The organism is Steroidobacter cummioxidans (assembly GCF_003104955.1).
The window spans coordinates 45,671-65,362 of record NZ_LSRW01000073.1 but is presented as its reverse complement, the minus strand read 5'-3'; the positions used below and the strand labels follow the sequence as shown (position 1 = coordinate 65,362).

The 19,692-nt window shown below is 62.1% G+C and carries 15 protein-coding genes; 5 read left to right on the top strand and 10 right to left on the bottom strand.

Translation table 11 applies throughout. The features are described 5' to 3' along the window. Window positions 1-47: 47 nt before the first annotated feature. The 3 genes from D0550_RS27680 to D0550_RS27675 form a co-directional block, all read right to left on the bottom strand. Window positions 48-797 (bottom strand): AraC family transcriptional regulator, encoded by a 750-nt coding sequence (locus D0550_RS27680; protein WP_116812434.1) that lies wholly within the window; start codon window positions 795-797, stop codon window positions 48-50. 124 nt (window positions 798-921) lie between these two features. After that, window positions 922-1,098: a hypothetical protein gene (locus tag D0550_RS35245; RefSeq protein WP_170134691.1), complete on the bottom strand. Its 177-nt coding sequence runs from the start codon at window positions 1,096-1,098 to the stop codon at window positions 922-924. After that, on the bottom strand, window positions 1,095-2,234 hold the full coding sequence (locus tag D0550_RS27675) for a PepSY-associated TM helix domain-containing protein (protein WP_116812453.1): 1,140 nt from the start codon (window positions 2,232-2,234) through the stop codon (window positions 1,095-1,097). The genes D0550_RS35245 and D0550_RS27675 overlap by 4 nt, the downstream gene beginning before the upstream one ends. A gap of 168 nt (window positions 2,235-2,402) precedes the next feature. Between D0550_RS27675 and D0550_RS27670 the strand changes: the two genes are divergently transcribed. Next, on the top strand, window positions 2,403-4,586 hold the full coding sequence (locus D0550_RS27670) for a TonB-dependent siderophore receptor (protein ID WP_153067385.1): 2,184 nt from the start codon (window positions 2,403-2,405) through the stop codon (window positions 4,584-4,586). Between the two features lie 146 nt (window positions 4,587-4,732). Beyond that, complete coding sequence (locus tag D0550_RS27665; RefSeq protein WP_161966091.1) at window positions 4,733-6,346, top strand: tetratricopeptide repeat-containing sulfotransferase family protein; 1,614 nt, start codon at window positions 4,733-4,735, stop codon at window positions 6,344-6,346. Here D0550_RS27665 and D0550_RS27660 read toward each other — a convergent pair. The 7 genes from D0550_RS27660 to D0550_RS27630 form a co-directional block, all read right to left on the bottom strand. Further along, window positions 6,323-6,640, bottom strand: a complete 318-nt coding sequence (locus D0550_RS27660; protein WP_153067383.1) for a hypothetical protein — start codon at window positions 6,638-6,640, stop codon at window positions 6,323-6,325. The genes D0550_RS27665 and D0550_RS27660 overlap by 24 nt on opposite strands. 156 nt (window positions 6,641-6,796) lie before the next feature. After that, the gene (locus D0550_RS27655) at window positions 6,797-8,338 is read right to left on the bottom strand and encodes a serine hydrolase domain-containing protein (RefSeq protein ID WP_206606579.1); all 1,542 of its coding nucleotides are present in this window, start codon (window positions 8,336-8,338) and stop codon (window positions 6,797-6,799) included. Between the two features lie 133 nt (window positions 8,339-8,471). Continuing rightward, complete coding sequence (locus D0550_RS27650) at window positions 8,472-9,629, bottom strand: acyl-CoA dehydrogenase family protein (protein ID WP_116812429.1); 1,158 nt, start codon at window positions 9,627-9,629, stop codon at window positions 8,472-8,474. A gap of 3 nt (window positions 9,630-9,632) precedes the next feature. Beyond that, window positions 9,633-11,798, bottom strand: a complete 2,166-nt coding sequence (locus tag D0550_RS27645) for a 3-hydroxyacyl-CoA dehydrogenase NAD-binding domain-containing protein (RefSeq protein ID WP_116812428.1) — start codon at window positions 11,796-11,798, stop codon at window positions 9,633-9,635. A 4-nt stretch (window positions 11,799-11,802) separates the two neighbouring features. Then, window positions 11,803-13,008 (bottom strand): acetyl-CoA C-acetyltransferase, encoded by a 1,206-nt coding sequence (locus D0550_RS27640; protein WP_116812427.1) that lies wholly within the window; start codon window positions 13,006-13,008, stop codon window positions 11,803-11,805. An 8-nt stretch (window positions 13,009-13,016) separates the two neighbouring features. After that, window positions 13,017-15,212 (bottom strand): TonB-dependent receptor, encoded by a 2,196-nt coding sequence (locus D0550_RS27635; protein ID WP_116812426.1) that lies wholly within the window; start codon window positions 15,210-15,212, stop codon window positions 13,017-13,019. 106 nt (window positions 15,213-15,318) lie between these two features. Further along, a complete protein-coding gene (locus tag D0550_RS27630) occupies window positions 15,319-16,683 on the bottom strand; it encodes a spinster family MFS transporter (protein WP_241520946.1) in 1,365 nt (454 codons plus the stop codon). 116 nt (window positions 16,684-16,799) lie between these two features. On the opposite strand from D0550_RS27630, the gene D0550_RS27625 reads away from it, so the two are divergent. The 3 genes from D0550_RS27625 to D0550_RS27615 are packed head-to-tail and all read left to right on the top strand — an operon-like array spanning window position 16,800 to window position 19,545. Beyond that, entirely contained in the window at window positions 16,800-17,939 is a 1,140-nt protein-coding gene (locus tag D0550_RS27625) for an epoxide hydrolase family protein (RefSeq protein ID WP_116812424.1), read from the top strand. Window positions 17,940-17,971: 32 nt separating this feature from the next. Then, the gene (locus D0550_RS27620) at window positions 17,972-18,766 is read left to right on the top strand and encodes an alpha/beta fold hydrolase (RefSeq protein ID WP_116812452.1); all 795 of its coding nucleotides are present in this window, start codon (window positions 17,972-17,974) and stop codon (window positions 18,764-18,766) included. Further along, window positions 18,763-19,545, top strand: coding sequence for an enoyl-CoA hydratase/isomerase family protein (locus D0550_RS27615; RefSeq protein WP_116812423.1), 783 nt, complete (start codon window positions 18,763-18,765; stop codon window positions 19,543-19,545). Before D0550_RS27620 ends, D0550_RS27615 begins: the two co-directional genes overlap by 4 nt. Window positions 19,546-19,692 lie beyond the last annotated feature (147 nt).

Sequence of the window (19,692 nt, the reverse complement as noted above, 5' to 3'; positions counted from 1 at the left end):
AGGGTATGTCTACGGCAGCCACGGGTCTTGGCCCAGACTCTCGCGTTTTAGTCCCGGACTCTTGCCTGGCGTCGATAAGCAGCTGGCGTCAGTCCTGTCGCCTTGCGCATGGCGCGAGTCAGCGCACTCTGATCCGCGTAGCCCATGCGAAAGGCCAACTCGGCGATCGGCAGATCCGTGCTGGTCAGCAGGCGGCACACTCGTTCCAAGCGCATATCGGTGAGCCACACGCGAGGCGATTTGCCGAGCGTTTCTTGAAAAATCGCATGGAGCCGACTGGCGCTGACGCCCACCTTCTCTGCCATGTTCTCCACGGTCCAGGGCCTGGAGAGATCCGCCTCGACCGCCGCGAGCAAGCTCGCCAATCGCGATGGCAATTGCGGCTCATCGCCCAGCAACGCGTCGACCAGCAGCGGCACCCACAGCTGCAGTTTGTGAGAAGCCATGCGCTCTGTCGCCAGTTGCGCGCCCATGTAGTCGATCAGGTTGTTCGCTTCCGGCGTCAGCGAAAGGAACGGACGCGACGCCAGACGATCGGCGGTACGCGTATCGAGATCCCGGGGATGCAGATCCAGAATCAACGAACGATTGTCGCTATCGCTCACCTGATCGTGTCGGCAGCCCGCCTCGACATAGGCGGCAATGGATCGATCGACAATCGCCTGACGTCCCGCAATGTCCATCGACAGCTCACCCGCCAGTGGCAATACGAGCTGTGAGAAATCGTGAGTATCGACAGTGCTGTGCGTTCCGTAGGAACGCACAGCGATTGAATAGGAAGTGGCAGCAGTGACCATGTCGCGGCATTGTGCAACTGGGCTGGCTGCGGTCGCAACCGCTTGCAGAGTGCAACCGGTCAACCCCTAGGAGCCCGTCGGGCAAAGTCTCAGGGGAGTCCTCGGATGTGAACGCGGGCTCTCCTCAGCCTTGACGCCGCGGCAAGTACCACGAGACGACGGCAACCGGCGCACCGACGGTGAGCCAGGCAAGGACGTCGCCAGCTGAGTCCGAAACCAGCGCAGAAATCAGCCCCACTGCGGTCAGTACACCCAGCACGATGGGTGCAGTCCACACACGGATGGGAGCTTTCGCGCTCATGGCGTAGCTCCTTCGGCGGCGAGCGCACCGAGTCGCGCTTCAATGGGAACGTTGCGTTTCTTGATCCATAGATACACGCCGCTGCCGAGCACGACGATCGCGAGCACATCGAGCAGCGCCCAAAGAATCTTCAGCACCATGCCGCCGTAGTCGCCGAAATGCAGCGGCTGCGACAGCAGCAATGCCTTGACGTACCAGGGCAGCGATCGACTATCCACGACGTCGCCGTTGCTCGCATCGATCAGCACCGGCGTCAGCAACTTGGATGTGAGCGGCGTCGCTCCATGCATGAACGCGACATAGTGATGCGGACTGGAGAACGCCGTGCCCGGAAACGCCATGAAGCTCAGCTCGGTGCCGGGCACCGTCGCGAGCGCCTGCTTGACCGCATCGTCGGCCGAGCTGAGGTGCTCTACCGCCGGCTCGTTCCTGTATTTCGCGGTCATCTCACTCATCTCGGTCTGTTGCCACAGACCGAGAATCGGAATCGCCAGGGTGTTGATGACGCCGGTCACACCCACCGTCAGCAACCAGATCAAGGTCGCGATACCGAGCAGGTTGTGCAGATCGAGCCACTTCAGTCGCGACGACCGCCCGTGGCGCACCGTGCCGAACGGCAGCTTGCGCATGAAAGGTCCGTAGACGACGGTGCCCGACACCAGCGAGGCGGCCAGCAGCAGTCCCATCAAGCCAAGGAACAGCGTGCCCGGTAGCCCCGTGAACATGTCGTAGTGCAGGCGGAACATGAAATTCATGAAGCCCTGGTTCAACGGGTAGTCGAGCAGGAAATCGCCGGTGCGCGCATCGAACATATAAAACGCCGAAGCCTCGGGCGAGTTCGGCTGCTCGGCCATGGATACGAACCAAGCGTTCGGCTCGTCGGGATCGCGCGAGACGAATGTCACGACATCCTGCGGCCGCTTGGCACTCGCGGCTGAAACGATTTCGTCGAGACTGATTCTGCTGGTAACGCCCGGCAGCTCCGGCGGCTCGACCGCGTTGCCGACCGCATGATCGATCTCGTGATAGAAAATCAGCGGCAGACCGGTGATGCACAACATCAGCAGAAACAGCGTGGACACCAGACTGGTCCACTTGTGCACCCAATACCAACGGCGAATCGCGGACGAGCTCAGCATGACGACCATCCCGGGAAGGAGCGCTCGTTATACCGCCATCCGAGCCTGAATGCGAACGATTCCCGCTTGAGAATAGTTCACGTCTGCAATGCAAACGATTATCATTGGGCCCTCAGCCATGACCGATGGGGTCTAGCCAAGAAAAAATCCATTGGGGATAACTCCTTGATTTGGAAAAAAACTTTGCTAGCGGCTGCGATGGCCACGGCATGCATGCAGGCGCGCGCCGCCGAGCCCACCGAAACGCCGGAAGCCCGCCCCACCCCGCCTCCGCCAGGGCGGGACAAGCCGCAGCAGATGGCGACGGTGCGAGTCGAAGCCGATTCCGAAGAAGAAAGCCTCAAGGCTGAACGCCAGAGCAGCTCGAGCAAACTGGAACTGACATTGCGCGAAACGCCGCAGTCGGTCTCAGTCATCACCCAAGAATCGCTGCGTGCACGCCAGGTCATCGACTTCGGTCAGGCGCTCGAAATGTCCGCAGGCGTGAATCAGTTCACTGGCACCGGTCCGTTCGGCGGCATCCCCGGCTTCGGCTTCAATTCCATCACGATCCGCGGCATCGAAGTCGATTCCGTGCACGACGTGCGTGAAGACGGCTTCATCAACACCACGTATTTCGCCATTCCCGACATGGCGATCTACGAGCGCATCGATGTGATCAAAGGGCCGAGCTCGGTGGCTTACGGTCGCGGCAGCGCCGGCGGCGTCGTCAACCGCATTCGCAAGAAACCGCTCGCCGAAGCCCGCGGCGAAGTCGCAGTGAGTTTCGGATCGTTCGATACGTATCGCGCCGACCTCGATCTCACCGGTCCCCTCAACGAGGCCGGAAGCGTGCGCGGCCGCGTGATCGCGGCGTACAGCGATGAAGGCTCGTTCGTGGATGGCGTGGAGACCAATCGAACGCTGCTCGCGCCGAGCATCGATTTCGATCTCACCGACACCACGCGTTTGCTGCTGGAAGGTTTGTATCAGCGCGAAGACTTCATTCCCAACACCGGGTTTCCGCTCGCGCCGGTCGGCGATGGCTACTATGAGGCGCCGAACGTGCGCCGCTCGCTGTACTTCGGCGTGCCGACGCGCAAGGACAACCAGTGGGATATCTACTCCGGCAAAGTCCAGCTCGAACAAGCGATCGGCGATCAATGGTTCGCGACGCTGCGCTTGAACGCCAACAAGACCAAGAGTCCAATCCAGGCGGATCGTTACGCTTACGGCTTCGATAACGGCAGCACCGCGCTGGTCCGCAATGACTTCGTCATCGACCGCGACATCTGGGCCGGCGAGTTGCAGATCACCGGCGATCTCGAACTCGGCGGCATGCCGGTGAAGATCGCCGGTGGCATCGAATACAGCGACAACGACTATCACCGCCGCGGCGCCTACGCCTATCTCGGCTTCGCCAACATCTACACCGGAGAGTTCGCCGCTTTGCCGGACGCGCCCCTTACGCCTGGCTTCGAATACACCACGCGGAACAAGGCGAGCAGCGCCTATCTGCAGGCGCAAGTGCGTCCGATCGAACGGCTCGCCGTGTTGCTCGGCTTGCGTTACGACGACGCAGACGCCGAGTACAACGCCCTCACGACTGCGACGGTGTCGCGCAAGAAGGATGACGCCGTCACCGGCCGCATCGGTCTCACCTACGACGTCACTGACAACGTTGCGGTGTACGGCATGTATGGCAAGTCCTTCCTGCCCACCATCTTCGACGTGGACGCAAACGGTCAGATCCTCGATCCGGAAACTGGCAAGATCTATGAGGCCGGCATCAAGACCGAGTGGCTGGATCGGCGGCTCGCGATCAACGCCGCGGTCTATCGCATCGACCGCGACAATGTTGGCATTTCGGTGGAGGGCGCGCCGGGCACTTTCTTCTCGATCCCGAGCGGCTTGCAACGTTCGGAAGGCTTCGAGCTGGAGATCAATGGCGAGCCCCTGCCCGGCTGGAAATTGAGCGTGGCCTACAATCAGCTCGACTCGAGCTTCACAGATCCGCGCGATCCGTTCTTCGGCGCGACACCGGGCGGCGCGGCCGACTGGCAAGTGGGCTTGTTCACCAGCTACGAATTGCAGTCCGGACCGCTGCAAGGCTTCGGCGTCGGCGCCACGGTATTTGCCATCGACGATCGCGGTCTGAGCACGTTCTCTCGCGGCATGCTCGACGGGTATGAGCGCGTCGATCTGAACCTGTTCTACAAAGGACTGCCTGACTGGGAGTTCGCGCTGCTGATCCGAAACGTGCTCGATGAGCGCTATGTCGAAGGCGCGGACCGCCCCGGCGCCATTGCACAGTTCGGCACGCCGACCGCGGCACTGCTGACGGTTCGTCGCAGCTTCGGATTCCGCTAGTCATCGTGTCGACCGACATGCTCGCTTCGCTGCAGTCAGCCCTGAATCGCGATGGGCTGACTGCGGCGATTCGAGTTTGCGAACAACATCTCGCTACCGCTCCATCGGACCCAGATGCTCATCGTCATCTGGGGCAGTTGCAGGCGATGCGCGGGGCACGAATCCCGGCACTGACTTCCGCTAAACGCGCATGCGAGCTCGCTCCGGCAGATCCGCGCAGTTGGTCCGATCTCGGGCGCGTTTATGCGATGTTCGGCGAGCTGCCGATGGCCGTGAATCAGTTTGCCGAGGCCATCAAGGCCGACCAGGGTCACGCCGACAGCTGGCACAATCTCGGCACGGCGTTGAAGAAGCTGGGCGATCATCGAGCGGCGTTCTCGGCTTTGAAAACAGCGCTGCAACTGGAGCCGACGCGCGCTGAGAGCTATGTGAATCTGGGCAATCTGCTGATCGAAGCCGGCCAGCTCGAAGACGCCGTCGAATGTTTCGAGCGTGCAGCTCAGCACGATCCGCAGCTGGCCGCGGCCCGCAGCCACCTGGCCGAACAGCTCTCCCAACGAGGCGATGTGCACAAGGCCGAGACGTTGTTTCGGCAAGCCGTCGGACTCGATCCCGATCAGGTGCAAGGCTGGTTCGGCCTCGGTCGCACGTTGGAAGACCTCGGCGATGCGGACAATGCCCTCGCCTGCTATCGACAAGTCTTGCAGCGGCGCCCCGATCATCCCCAAGCGCTCGGTCAATATCTCGCGCTCATTCGTGAAGCAGCCGCCGACGAGGCGCTCGAATACGCACGCTCGACCTTGAGCAAAGCATCCGTTGCCGATGAAGCCAAGGCGCTGATCGGTTATGGCCTCGCTAAATATCACGATCGTCGCAATGAGTTCGCAGCAGCGGCTGCTGCGGGCATTACAGCGAACGAAGCGCGCCGCCGGGCGGCAGGTCCGTTGAATCGCGAGCGGTTGCAAGCGCGGATCGATGGTTTGATCGCGACTTACGACGCTGAGTTCTTCGCGACGCGACGGCGTTTCGGCGCGGGCACGGATCAACCGATATTCATCGTCGGATTGCCGCGATCGGGCACGACTTTGTGCGAGCAGATCCTGTCATCTCATCCCCAGATCCACGGGGCCGGCGAACTGCCGGATCTGGCGCGACTAGCGGCGCGAACCGTGGAAGGCACCGAGTTGCCGCCGTGGCAGGCAGCTCTGCAACTGACGGAATCGAAAAGCCTCGACTTTGCCACTCAATATTCGAAGGCACTGCGTAACGGCGCGCCCAAGGGCTGCGCCCGCATCAGCGACAAGTCGCCGCTGAACTTCTTCCAACTCGCCTTTGCCGCGCTTTTGTTTCCAAACGCGCGCGTCATCCACTGCAAGCGCGACGCGCGAGACAATGCATTCTCGATCTGGTTGGAGAACTTCAATCCCGATCAGGGTTACGCGACGGACTTCCACGACCTCGCGTTCTTCCATGCCGAATACCAACGATTGATGGCGCACTGGCAGCGCGCATTGCCGCTGCCCATTCTCGAAGTACAGTACGAAGGTACGGTGAGCAATGTCGAAGCGCAGGCACGCCGACTGCTCGAATTCGTCGACCTGCCCTGGGATGACCGCTGCCTCGACTTCCACCGCAACGAACGCGCTGTGCAGACCCCCAGCCGTTGGCAGGTTCGCCAGCCCATCTATTCAAAGTCGGTCGGGAAGTGGCGCCACTATGCGCCACACCTCACCGAGCTACTCGCTGCGTTTCGGGACTGACTTCGGCTTCGGGGCGGGCTTGGGCTTCTTCTGCTTCGCCTCGCGCTTCGCTTCCTGCGGGCTGGTCATGACTGGGCTGGAATGCGTGACATCCTGAGACTTGTCAGTGCGCTCCTGCGTCGGCGCATCCTTTCTCAATATGTCTTTCGCTACTTCCTGGCACTCGGCCTTCACCTCGCCCGTGGCCGACTCGCATTGCTTCAACAAGCGGCTCTTCGCGGGATCTTCCGCGGCACCGGCGGATACGAACAAACCACAACCTACCAGCACCGACAGCACTACCTTCGAATTCACAATGTATCCCTCACCACTGCCTATGAGTACTACGTCCGTGCATCAAGGGCAGTTTCGAGGGCGCGCGGATCCGACCGCTTTTATTCGACGGAATCGTGAATGGCGCATGTACGTCGCGCGGAAGCTGTCATTCATGCATGCCGTTCACGACGGCTGTCACCCGTTTGCGACGAAGGCGTGCCCCTTGAGCACCGGCCGCGTCTCGGGATGCGTGCCGCCGAGCGCTGTGATGCTGTTCTTGAATTCGACTTGGACGCGATCGTTATCGAAGCGGCAAGTTACGACATCGTGATGGGGCGTGCCGTAGAAGCGCCATTGCATCTGGAAAGTGTTCGGGTCTGTCCACGCGCCGGCGGCGCCTACCTTCGCCGCAGATTGCGCTCCCACCGGCGGCCCGATCATCTCGCTGATTTCCGGCGGCGTGCCCGGCATCGACGTCGCACCGTCCACCCAGCGGCCAATCCCACAATTGATGTCGAAGCGGCCCGCAGCCGTCGTCAACTCGAACTTGCATGAGTCGCCCGCGAACCGTACCGCGACGCTCTTCGCACCGAGACTGTTCGACTCCAGCTCGAAGGTACGGCCGTTGATTCGCGCGCTCGTCGGCGATGTTGGAGAGCCCGAAGGCAACGGCAACGTCAACGCGGCAAGCTGCTCCTGCAATTGCGAGCTCGCGGAGGCATCCGCCGAGAGCGGCTTGTCTTGCAGCCCAGGTAACAGATGCTCCCAGACCAGATTCAAGAGCGCCTGCATATTCGGGGTGGCGCTGGTGATTGCGATCACTGCATCCTGCTTCGGCAACACGATGCAGTACTGACCGAAAGCACCGTCGCCGCGGAATGCATCGTGCCGGCAGCGCCAGAACTGATAGGCGTAGCCTTGGTGCCAATCGCTGCTCTGTTTCAGCTGCGCGAGATCGGTGCCAGGTGTGGTCGCGGGCTGCTGGATCTTGGCAGTCGTCGCCTCCTGCACCCAAGCTCGCGGCACCAGCTGTTTGCCGTTCCACTGCCCCTGCTGCAAATACAGTTGGCCGAACTTTGCGAGCGTCTCGGTGGTTGCACTCAATCCCCAGCCGCCTGTGTCGATGCCGCGCGGACACGTCGCCCATCGCATCCCGCTCACCTGCAGCGGGTCGAACAGACGCGGACGCAAGTAATCGATCAGCTTTTCGCCGGTGACTTTCTGCAAGATGGCCGACAACATGTACGTTGCGCCGCTGTTGTAGACGAATGCACTGCCCGGTGCATTTTCGATGGGGAACGCGAGAAACGCTCTTACCCAATCCTCTTCGCGAGTGATGGCCGCCGTCGGGTCTTTCGCATGCCCCACCGCCATGGTCAACAGGTGTTGAACGCGCAGCGCATTCAAGTTGTCACTGACGCTGCTCGGCTTGCGTTCGGGGAAAAAATCGACGACTCGATCGGTCACCTTGAGCTTGCCTTCGGTCACCGCCAATCCCACCGCGGTCGAGGTGAAGCTCTTGCTCAGGGAATACAGACTTTGCGGAGTGTCGGCGCGATAGGGTCGCCACCATCCCTGCACGATCGGCTGGCCATGCCGCATGATCATGAGACTGTGCATCTCATGCGTCGAGCCAGCGACCGCCGCCAGGAAGGCGCGAATCGCCTGTGACGATACCCCCGCCGCCTCCGGTGTAGTGCGTGCGTCCGCCAAGACACGCCACGGTGTGGCACCCATTCCAAGTGCCGCCGTTGCGAACCCTGCCTGCTGCAAAAACGATCGACGATCGAAGGTCCGCATCGCTGCTCTAGCCCTTACAGTAAATGATTCACGGTAAGGTACACCGAACGCGGCGAGTTGGGCTAACGGCTCACTTCAGCTTGCGCTCGTCCAGCCCGAGATTGCGGCCAATGATTTCCTTCATGATCTCCGAGCTGCCGGCGAAGATTCGCGACACGCGCGCCTCGGTGTACAGGCGACTGATGCGATATTCGTCCATATAGCCGGCCCCGCCGTGCAGCTGCACACAAGCATCGACGACGCGTCCCTCAACATCGGAGGCAACCAGCTTTGCGCCAGCAACCTCGTCCGCTGTGAGCCGATCCGCATTGAATTCGAGCACGCATTGATCGACGAAGGTCTGTGCGGAATCGATCTCGGCGCGCAGCCCCGCCATCACGAAGCGACTGTTCTGAAACGTGCCGACGGGCCGGCCGAAGGCACGGCGGTTCTGAATGAATTCGAGCGTGATATCGAACGCCGTCTGCGCCGCTGCCATCGAATCGATCGCGGCGATCAACCGCTCGCCGACCAGAAAGCGCTGCAGGTAAGAGAAGCCTTGCGTGGCGTCGCCGAGCACATTGCGCTTGGGAACCACAACGTTGTCGAAGAACAGCTCGGACGTGTCCTGCGCGTGCAAGCCCATCTTGTGGAGCCGATTGCCGCGCCTGAAACCCGGCATGTCGGCTTCGACCACGAACAAGCCGATGCCGTAACGCTGCTCGGGCACGGTACGCGCCGCCACCACGATCAGATCGGCGAGCTGGCCATTCGAGATATAGGTCTTCGAGCCATTCAGCAGCCAGTGATCGCCCCGATCGACCGCGGTGGATTTCATTCCTGCAAGATCGCTGCCGGAACCCGGCTCGGTCATCGCAACGGCGAGAATGTGCTCACCGCTCGCGCACTTCGGCAGCCAGCGCTGCTTCTGCTCCTCGTCGCCGAGCTCACCGAGATACGGCGCCACCAGGCCCGAATGCAGATTGATATAGAACCCCGGCTCGCCGTGCCGGATGTTTTCCTCATACACGATCTGCTCGTAGCGGAAGTCATCGACACCGGCACCGCCATAGCGCTCGTCGGCCCACATCAGCAGATAGCCTTGCTCGCCGGCCTTGGTGTACGCCCAGCGATCGACATGCCCTTGCTCGCGCCAGCGCGCAGCGTGCGGCCCGATCTCGTTGCGAAAGAAGCGGCGGACGGTGGCGCGAAACGCGTCGTGATCCGCATCGAAGATCAGTCGACGCATTGCTCAGGCCGCAGCCGTGCGCGGCACGGCCGCTTGGTAGAAATTCTCGCCCTGTTCGGCCCGAGCGCGGAGCCAGTCGGATGGCGCGAATCGCTTGCCGTACTTCGCAGCCATGCGCTCCGCGTTCTCGACAAACTTCTCGAGTCCCACCGTTTCGATGAACGATAGCGGCCCGCCAGTCCACGCCGGGAATCCCCAGCCCAGCAACGCGCCAATATCCGCGTCGGCCGGATGGGTCAGGACGCCCTCTTCCAAACAGCGCGCCGTCTCGATGGCCTGGACGTAGAGCAGGCGATCGCGAACCTCGTCGATTTCCGGTTGCCGGCGCGCCGGCGGGAATGCGGCCGACAAGCCCGGCCACAAATGCTTGGGCGCAGCGGCCGGATACTCATAAAAGCCGCCACCCGAGCGACGACCGGGCCGCTTGATCTCGTACAGCATGCGACGCATGACGTCGTAAGCGCACGGCCGCACGTAGTTGGCACCGAGCGCCGCTTCCGCCTCCTGCACGATCTTCCACGGCAACTCGATCGTCACCTCGTCGAGCAGTGCCAGTGGACCGACGGGAAAGCCAGCTGCAATGGCTGCGTTCTCAATGCGTGCCGGCTCGATCCCCTCTTCCAGCATTCGCATGCCTTCATGGATGAAGGTCTGGAACACCCGGCTGGTGTAGAAGCCGCGAGAGTCGTTGACCACGATGGGTGTCATGCGCAGCTGCGCAATGAAATCCAGCGACTTTGCCAGAGTTTCCTGGCTGGTGCTCTTGCCCATGATGACTTCGACCAGCGGCATCCGGTCGACCGGGGAGAAGAAATGCAAGCCGATGAACTGCGCCGGGCGCGACGACGCTTCGGCCAGTTTGGTAATGGGTAGGGTCGATGTGTTGCTCGCAAAAATCGCCGAGGGAGGCAACATAGCTTCAGCGTGCTTGGTCACCTCCGCCTTGATAGCAACGTCCTCGAAGACGGCTTCGACCACTAGCTCGCAACCTGCGAGCGCAGCGTACTCCGTGGTGGGGTTGATGCGCGCGAGGATGGTATCGGCAGCTTCCTTCGTTTGCTTGCCCCGCTCCACCGCTTTGGCGAGCAACTTCACCGAGTATTGCTTGCCCTTCTCCGCTTGCTCCTGCGTGCTATCCAGCAACACCACATCGATGCCGGCCAGCGCCGAGACGTAAGCGATTCCGGAGCCCATCATACCGGCCCCAAGCACGCCGACTCGCGTGACCTTCGACTTCGCGATGTCCTGCGGACGACGCGCCAGCTTGGTCGCTTCACCCCGATTTACGAAGCTGGTGCGAATCAGATTTCTTGCTACGGGATCGCAGAGCAAGCGGGCGAAGTGCTTGGACTCCACTTGCAGCGCCTTGTCGAACGGCAACAGCGTGCCCTGAAACAAACAATCCAGAATGGCAATCGGCGCCGGATAGTTGCGACGAGTGCTGGCGGCCAATTGCGCCGGCCGCTCACTCATCACTTTGACGATCGTGGGATTCAGCAGACCACTGCTGCCGCGATACCCTTTGACATCCCAGGCACGCACGGCGTTTGGCGATTTCAACAACCACTCGCGAGCGGCGCTCAGCAACTGGGCAGCTGGCACGACCTGATCCACCATGCCGAGCTGCAATGCTTCGCCCGGTGGCACCTGACGACCGTCGAGCAACAGCGCCGCCGCCTTCTCGACGCCCACCATGCGAGCGAGTCGTTGCGTGCCACCCGAGCCAGGCAACAGACCCACGGTGACTTCGGGCAATCCCACGACTGCTTTGGGATCGTCGACGATCACTCGGTGATGACACGCCAGCGCCAGCTCATAGCCACCGCCCAATGCGAGCCCATTGATCGCAGCGACAAACGGCTTGCCGCAGGTCTCCATGCGCCGATGCATTTGCACCGAGGGCTTCTGACTGAACGCGTACGCCTGCTTCAGCGTCAACCCGCCGCCCGCGATCCCCAGAATGTATTTGAGATCCGCGCCGGCCATGAATGCCGGCTTGCCGGAGGTGATGATCGCGCCTTTGATGGCCGCGTCGCCGGCAACGCGCTCGATCGCGGCAATCATGTCGTCGATGAACTGTGGCGACACCACGTTCATCGGCTTGTCGGCAGCATCCAAAGTAATCAGCGCGATGCCATCGGCATCCACATCCAGCCGTAACGTCTTCATCCGGTCAAACCCTTTCGATAATGGTGGCGGTGCCCAGCCCATTACCCGCGCACAGCGTTATCAAAGCGGTATTCAGATCCCGCCGCTCCAGTTCATCCAGCACGATGCCGAGGATGATCGCGCCCGTGGCCCCGAGCGGATGACCCATCGCGATCGCGCCACCGTTGACATTCACTTGCTGCGGATCGAGATCCAGCGCCCGCATATAACGCAGCACCACCGCGGCAAATGCCTCATTGATCTCGAACAGATCGATGTCCTTCAGCGACATGCCGCAACGCTTGAGCAGCTTGTGCGTAACCGCCGCGGGTGCAGTGAGCATGATGGTCGGCTCGCTGCCGATGGACGTGAATGCTTTGATACGCGCGCGCGGTTTCAAACCGGTGCGCTCGCCGAACCCTTTGTTTCCAACCAGCACCGCCCCGGCACCATCGACGATGCCGCTGGAGTTACCGCCGTGATGAACGTGCCGCACAGCTTCGATCTGCGGGTACTTCTGCATGGCCACGGCATCGAAGCCCATCTGCCCCAGCCCTACGAAAGACGGCTTGAGCTTGGCGAGCGCCTCGCGAGTCGTATCGGGCCGCATGTGCTCGTCGTGATCGAGCAAGACTTCGCCAATGAGGTCGCGGACCGGAACGATGGCCTTGTGAAACCGTCCTTGCTGCCAAGCCGTCGCCGCGCGGCGCTGACTCTCCACGGCGTAGTCATCCACGTCCTCGCGCGTAAATCCATCGAGCGTGGCGATCACGTCGGCGCCGATACCTTGAGGCGCGAAGTAGTTGTGATAAGCAAACCAGGGATCAGCGGACCAGGCGCCGCTGTCGGCACCCATCACGGTGCGCGACATCGATTCGACGCCACCGCCGATGGCGGCGTCGGCTGCGCCCGTCATCACTTGCGCGGCTGCTGCGTTCACCGCTTCCAACGCGGAGGCACAGAATCGATGCACCTGTTGGCCGGCGACGCTCTGCGCATACTCTGCTGCCAGCACCGCCGCCCTGCCGATGTTGCCACCCTGCTCGCCGACCGGCTGCGCGCAACCGAGCACGACATCATCTATCAAGGCGGTGTCGAGCTGGTTGCGCTCGGCCAAGCCTCGTAGCACCTGTGCGGCCAGCTGCACGGAAGTGATTTCGTGCAGCGAGCCATCGGGCCGCCCTTTGCCGCGAGGCGTCCGGGCGTGATCGAAAATGTACGCGTCAGTCATAGTGTCCGTCAGAAGTCGTAGCCGATGCGCACGCCCCAGGTGAGTGGCGCGCCGATGAATCGATTGGCGCCGAGCGCGCCCAGCGTGGACCCCCAGATGGAATATTCTTCCTTGGTGAGATTCTTACCGAACACCGACACCTTCCACTTCCGATTCAGTGTCTCGTAATCGACACTGGCATCCACCAGCGTGTACGCCGGGCCGGAGACGGTGTTGGCGTCGTTGAAATATTCCTTGTCGGTGTAGGTCACGCCACCGCGCAACGACAGCGTGCCGAGCTGCTCCAGATTGAAGCTGTAGGTGGCGCTCGCAGCCGCGGTGTTCTCTGGCACGCGCACGAAGGCCAGATTGGTGTCGAAACCCGCGACGGCAGTGTCGTAACTGGCGTCGGTATAGCCATAACCCGCGGTCAGCACGAGATGATCGGTGACTTGCGCCACCACATCGAGCTCGATGCCTTGAATGGTGGCGTCGGCGACGTTGAACGTCGACTGCACCACGCCGAACACCGGATCGACACCCAACACCGTGCGCTGCAGATCTTTGTACTTGTTGACATAGGCGGAAGCGTTCAAGCGCACCAGGCCGCCCATCAGCCCGCCTTTGTAGCCCACCTCGAACGCAGTCACCTCTTCGGCGTCGAACGGCTCGAAGATGGGATTGCCGCGCAGACTGTAGCCGCCGCTACGGAAGCCCCGAGTCGCGCTCGCATACATCATATGTCCGTCGATTGGCTTGAAGCCGAGCACGACCTTCGGCGAGAAGTCGGTCCAGGTATGTTCGTCGCTCGGCCCATACGGGAACACACAATCGTCGAAGCCGTAGATCGAACCGTCAGCGCACACGGTCGCGGTCGGCGTGAACGGTACGCTCTTGGCTTGCTTGGTCTCTTCGGTGTAGCGGCCGCCGAGCGTCAAGGTCCAGCGATCCGCGAGCTTGATATCGGCTTCGCCGAACGCCGCATAGGATTTTTGATCCAGATTCGCGCGCGTCAAAGTCAGCGTCGCGTGGCGATTCAGATCGCGGCCTTCGGTATGCGTATATTCCTGCGTGAAGTAGTACAGGCCGGCCGTGAAATTCACGCGACCGTCATAGTCGGAGGAATACAGCAGCTCCTGACTGAACTGGTGCTGATCGAACAGGATGGACTGATTGAAGTAGCTGAACTGCGAGCCGTCGAAATCGGTGGTGTTGTCCACGGCAACGTCGCGATAGCCGGTGATCGACGTGAACTTGCCGGCCAGCACTTCCCAGTTCAGCTCCAGCACGCCCATGTTGACTTCGATCTTGGAGTAGCCGGGATTGTCCAGCTGCACGCTCCACCAGTCGCGCGGCTGACGGAAGCCATCGTTGTACGGACCGTTGCCCGGCGTCTCCCAGCCGACCGCCGCGGTGGAATCGCCATCCTGCTTGTAGTGTTCCAGGATCAGCGAAGCTTCGAAGTTGTCGGTGGGCGTCGCGAGCAGCGTGCCGCGCACCAGCCTCGAGTCGTTCTCGCCGAAGTCCTTGCCGGTGGCGAGATTGTGATAGTAGCCGTCCAGATTGCGATCCAGCACCGACAGCTTGACCGCGAGCTTGTCCTGGATCAGCGGAGCTTCGATCTTGCCCGACAGGTCGAAGCGGCCGTAGTTGCCAACGACGGTCTGCGCCGCGAATCCGAAGTCTCCCGTGGGCCGCGCTGAGCGCACCAGTACCGCGCCGCCCGTGACGTTGCGGCCGAACAATGTTCCCTGCGGGCCGCGCAGAATTTCGATGGATTCCACGTCGAACGTGTCGAGCATCGCGCCATAGTTCGAGCCCCAGTAAACGCCGTCCTGCACGATGCCGACCGCGGGCTCGTCCGACGGCGTCGTGCCCGAGACGCCCATGCCGCGAATCGTGAAGTTCTGTCCGCCCACCTGGCTGGTAGGTTTCAGGCCCACACTCGGCGCGAGCTTGCCGATGTCATCGAGCGTGTCCGCGAACACCGCATCCAGCTGTTGCGCGCCGAACGCGGAAATGGCGATCGGCGTGTCTTCGGCCGCTTCGTTGGTTGCACGCTTGCGCGCGCTCACCATCACGGTTTCCAGCAGTGCCGAGGTCGTATTGACGGATTCGCCGTTATTCTGAGCATGCGTCTGCGACACCGGCACGACGGAAGCAGCAAAACCAAGCGTCGCAAACTGCAGGGCGGCGGCGCTGATTCGCTTCTTGTAATGTCTCATCCCCCTCACCTCGGTCTGTGGTTATCTGGAATCGTTCGGCAATCAAACTAGGCGCTGACGTGCGTGAGCAAACCTACCCAAAGATAGGCCAGGATAGATTCGATACTCACGCGACCTCCCGGCTGTGCTCCAGCGCGCGTCGATAGTGCGGCAGCGACGAGAACAGCAGTAGCGCTGCGCCCGCAGCGCTGGTCGCGCAGACGACAGCGAGCGACACACCGACTTTGGAGGCATCGCCGAACACGCGATCGGTGACGAGCGCGACGACCGTTGGCGCCGCACCGAGCCCGATGACGGACAGCACGAACAAATACAACGAAGCGACGATGCCTCGCATGCGATTGGGCGTGGCGAGTTGCAGCGCCGCCGCCGACATCGCTTGCGGCAGGCTATAAAAGAACGTGCCGCCAGCCGCCGCCACGAGCGCACCGTAAAAGCCCGGCATCAGAGGCAACACCGCGGTGAACACCGTCAGCGCGATGCTGGCGATGGCGGCAGTACGAATCGAGCTGTCGGTGTGACCTCGTCGCGCCAGCCAGCGATCCACGAACGGACCGCTGAGCACGCCGGCAGACCCCATGATCAACACGAGCACGCCGTATTGCAGCCCCACCGTGGTCGGATTCGCTCCGTGCGCACGCATCAGGAATGCCGGTATCCACGCCGGCAACGCGTACAGGACGATCACGATCAACGCCATGCCCAGATAGAAGCGAACGTAGAACGCACGCCCCTGCCACAGGAACGTCATCACTTCCCGAATCGAGAACTTGCGATCCTGCGAGCCCGCCGCATTCTGCGTGCCTCGCTCCGGCTCACGTATCGTCAGCAACACCAGCGCCAGGATCACGCCCGGCATCCCGATAATCACGAAGGTCAGCTGCCACGGCTCCATGCCCGCGAGCATCGGCAGCGTTTCGACCAATCCACTCATGGAACCGATGACCATGCCGCCGGCAATCATGGCCAGGCCGCCACCGATGTACGGTCCCATCAAATAGATACTCATGGCTCGCGGCAGCCGCTCGCGATTGAAGTAGTCCGCGATCAACGACCACGCGGCTGGCGCGAGCGAGGCTTCAGCTGCACCGACCGCCACACGCGCCAGGAACAATTGCCAGTAGTTCTCCGCCAGACCGCAAGCCGCCGAGAACACGCTCCACGTTGCGATCCCTGCAACCAGGATGTTGCGGCGATTGGCGACATCGGCCCAGCGGCCGAACAGCGGCGAGAACACGATGTACGAGCCCATGAAGGCGATACCCTGCAACAGGCTCAGCTGCGTGTCGGTCAACAGCAGGTCGCGCTTGATGTCCTCCACCAACAGGTTGAGCACCTGCCGGTCGATGAATGCGACGGTGTACGCGAACGTGAGCAGGAACAGCACATACCACGCGTAGTTGCCGCTTTGGGCGTGCGCCGGAGTACGCGAGCTGACGGCGCTGTCAGCAATGCTGTCGGATGGGGTCACGGAGCTCAATGCAACGATCCTGCTGTCCCGATGTGCCGACACTGCCGTCCGACAGCGTCGCGGTCTTCTATCTTTCGATAGGCAACAGCGACCCGGGGCTGGGGCATGGTTGCTGCATGCCACAGCCGGTAACCATTCACTTTGCCGACCAGGCGCTGAGCGATCTGCTCGCGCGGCTGGCGGGCACGCGCTGGCCCGACCAGCCCGAGGCTGCGGACGGCTGGCGGCAAGGCACCGACCTCGGTTACCTGAAATCGCTGGTCGACTACTGGCGCGACGGCTACGACTGGCGCAATCGCGAACGAGCATTGAACCAGCTGCATCATTTCAGCGTGCCGCTCGCCGGCATCGATGTGCACTACATCCATGAGCAGGGAGTCGGCCCGGCGCCCATGCCGTTGCTGCTGCTACATGGCTGGCCCGGCTCCATTCTGGAATTCACACGCATCGCGCCCATGCTGACCGATCCGGCTCGCTTTGGCGGCGATGCTCGCGACGCTTTCAGCGTCGTCATTCCGTCCCTGCCGGGCTATGGATTGTCATTCCGTCCCGGTCAGCCTCGCTGCGATCTCGCCGCCATCGCAGACATCATGGCGACGTTGATGCACCGAGTGCTCGGCTATTCTTGCTTTGGTACGCACGGCGGTGACTGGGGCGCACATGTCGCGACTCGACTTGCACACGCTCACGCCGAGTTGCTGACGGGGATTCATCTGACGATGCTCATCCTGCCCCGCCCTTCTGAGCCTTTTAGCGATCAGGAGCGCGAATACGCCAACGAGATCGCACGCTGGAATCGTGACGATGCAGGCTACGCGATCATTCAAGGAACGCGGCCGCAGACGCTCGCGTATGGCTTGAGTGATTCGCCCGTAGGATTGGCGGCGTGGCTCACGGAAAAATTTCGTGAGTGGAGCGACTGTGACGGCAACGTCGAGCGACGCTTCGACCGCGACAGTCTGCTCGACAACATCACCTGGTACTGGTTGACCGACTGCATCAACGGCTCCTTCGGCTTGTACCACTCCTTGCGTCAGGGCCATACGGCGCTGCCCAAGGGTGCGCGGGTCGACGTGCCGACCGGGCATGCTCGATTTCCTGCGGGTTCGATTCATGCGCCCCGCTCGCTTGCTGAGCGCACCTACAACATTCATCGTTGGACGGTTATGGACACCGGCGGTCACTTTCCCGCCTGGGAAGAGCCCGAAGCCCTGGTCGCCGACCTCCGCGAATTCTTCCGGCCCTTGCGCACGTGATCACACAGCAGTTTCAGGGACATGGTTTGCAGATGACCGCCGATGTCGGCGGCGATCCGGGCGCGCGCGCCGTCGTGTTACTTCATGGCGGCGGTCAGACCCGACATGCGTGGGGTTCCACCGCCCGCGCACTCGTCGCGGCCGGATTCTACGTTGTGTCGCTGGACCTGCGCGGTCACGGCGACAGCGATTGGGATGCGCAAGGCGACTATTCCCTCGACTTGCAAGTCGAGGATCTCCGCTCGGTGCTGCGCCAGATTCCAGGCAAGCCCGCAATCGTCGGCGCCTCGCTCGGCGGCTTCCTCGCATTGCTAACCATTGGCGAAACGCCCGAGCCAATCGCGCGTCAACTGGTGCTCGTCGATGTCACCCCGATGGTCGATCCGGCGGGCGAACAGCGCATCTTCGCTTTCATGCAAGGTTATCCGCATGGATTTGCCAGCGTGGATGAAGCAGCCGATGCCGTCGCCGCCTATCTGCCACATCGACCGCGCCCCGCCAGCACTGCGGGACTGCAGCGGAATCTTCGCTTGCGCGAGGACGGACGCTACTACTGGCATTGGGATCCGAGACTGTTTGACAAACTCCACGCCAGCCCACAGCTGCAGTTGCAACGCTACGAGACGGCGGCCCGGAACGTGCGGGTTCCAACCTTGCTGGTTCGAGGTCAACGCAGCGAGCTGGTGACGCCGGAGAACGTTCGCCACTTCCTTGGACTGATTCCCAGCGCGAAATACGTCGACGTTGCGGGCGCTGGACACATGGTTGCGGGTGATCGCAACGATGCCTTCAGCGCCGCGGTGCTGTCGTTCCTGGAACATTCATGACCACAGAAAACTCCGCCGAACGCAGCGTCGGTCAGATCAAGATCGTTGCGCACGATGCGGTCACGCTGCTGCAGATCGATCGCGTCGAAAAACACAATGCGCTGACGGCCGCCTTCTGGGGCGACTTGCGCCGCGTACTCGATGAGCTGTGCGTCGACCAACGCACGCGTGCCATCGTGCTCACCGGTGCTGGTGACAAAGCATTCTGCGCCGGCGGTGACATCGCGGGCTTCGCGACGCTGACCACGCTCGAGAGCAAGCGCGCCTATCAGATCGATGCGATGAACGGCTTCGCCGCGCTCGAAACGTGTCCGCTGCCGGTGATCGCGGCCGTCAACGGTTTGGCTCTCGGCGGCGGCTGTGAGTTGACGCTCGCGTGTGACGTTGTGCTTGCATCGGACCACGCCGTGTTCGGCATGCCTGAAGCCGCGCTCGGACTGGTGCCGGGCTACGGAGTGCTACGGGGTCCGCATGTCATTGGGCGGCAGATGACGAAGTTGATGGTGATGTCCGGCGAACGGCTCGATGCGCAGCAGGCGCTGCAAGCCGGTCTGGTTCAGCGGGTCGTGCCCCATGAACAGTTGCTGCCAACGGCTCTGGAGCTAGCGCACAGAGTTGCGTCGAACCCTTCCCTCGCCCTCGCCGTCGGCAAGGGCTTGATCAATCGCGGCATCGACCGCGCCGAGTTCGATTACTCCGTCGAGGCCCTGACGGTGCTGCAAGCTTCGGCCGAAACCTCCGAGCGCGTGCAAAGCTTCATAGATCGAAAACGAAGATAGCCGGCACACAGCCTCCGACCGGAGGTCCGGCGAGTCAGTCGACATAAGAGCCCCCTTGCTCGTTCCGATGACCTGTTAGATTGACGCTGCCAGCGATACGGCACTATCTTGATCGCCGGCCGGCGCCGGCTGCGGTCGAATTTCTGC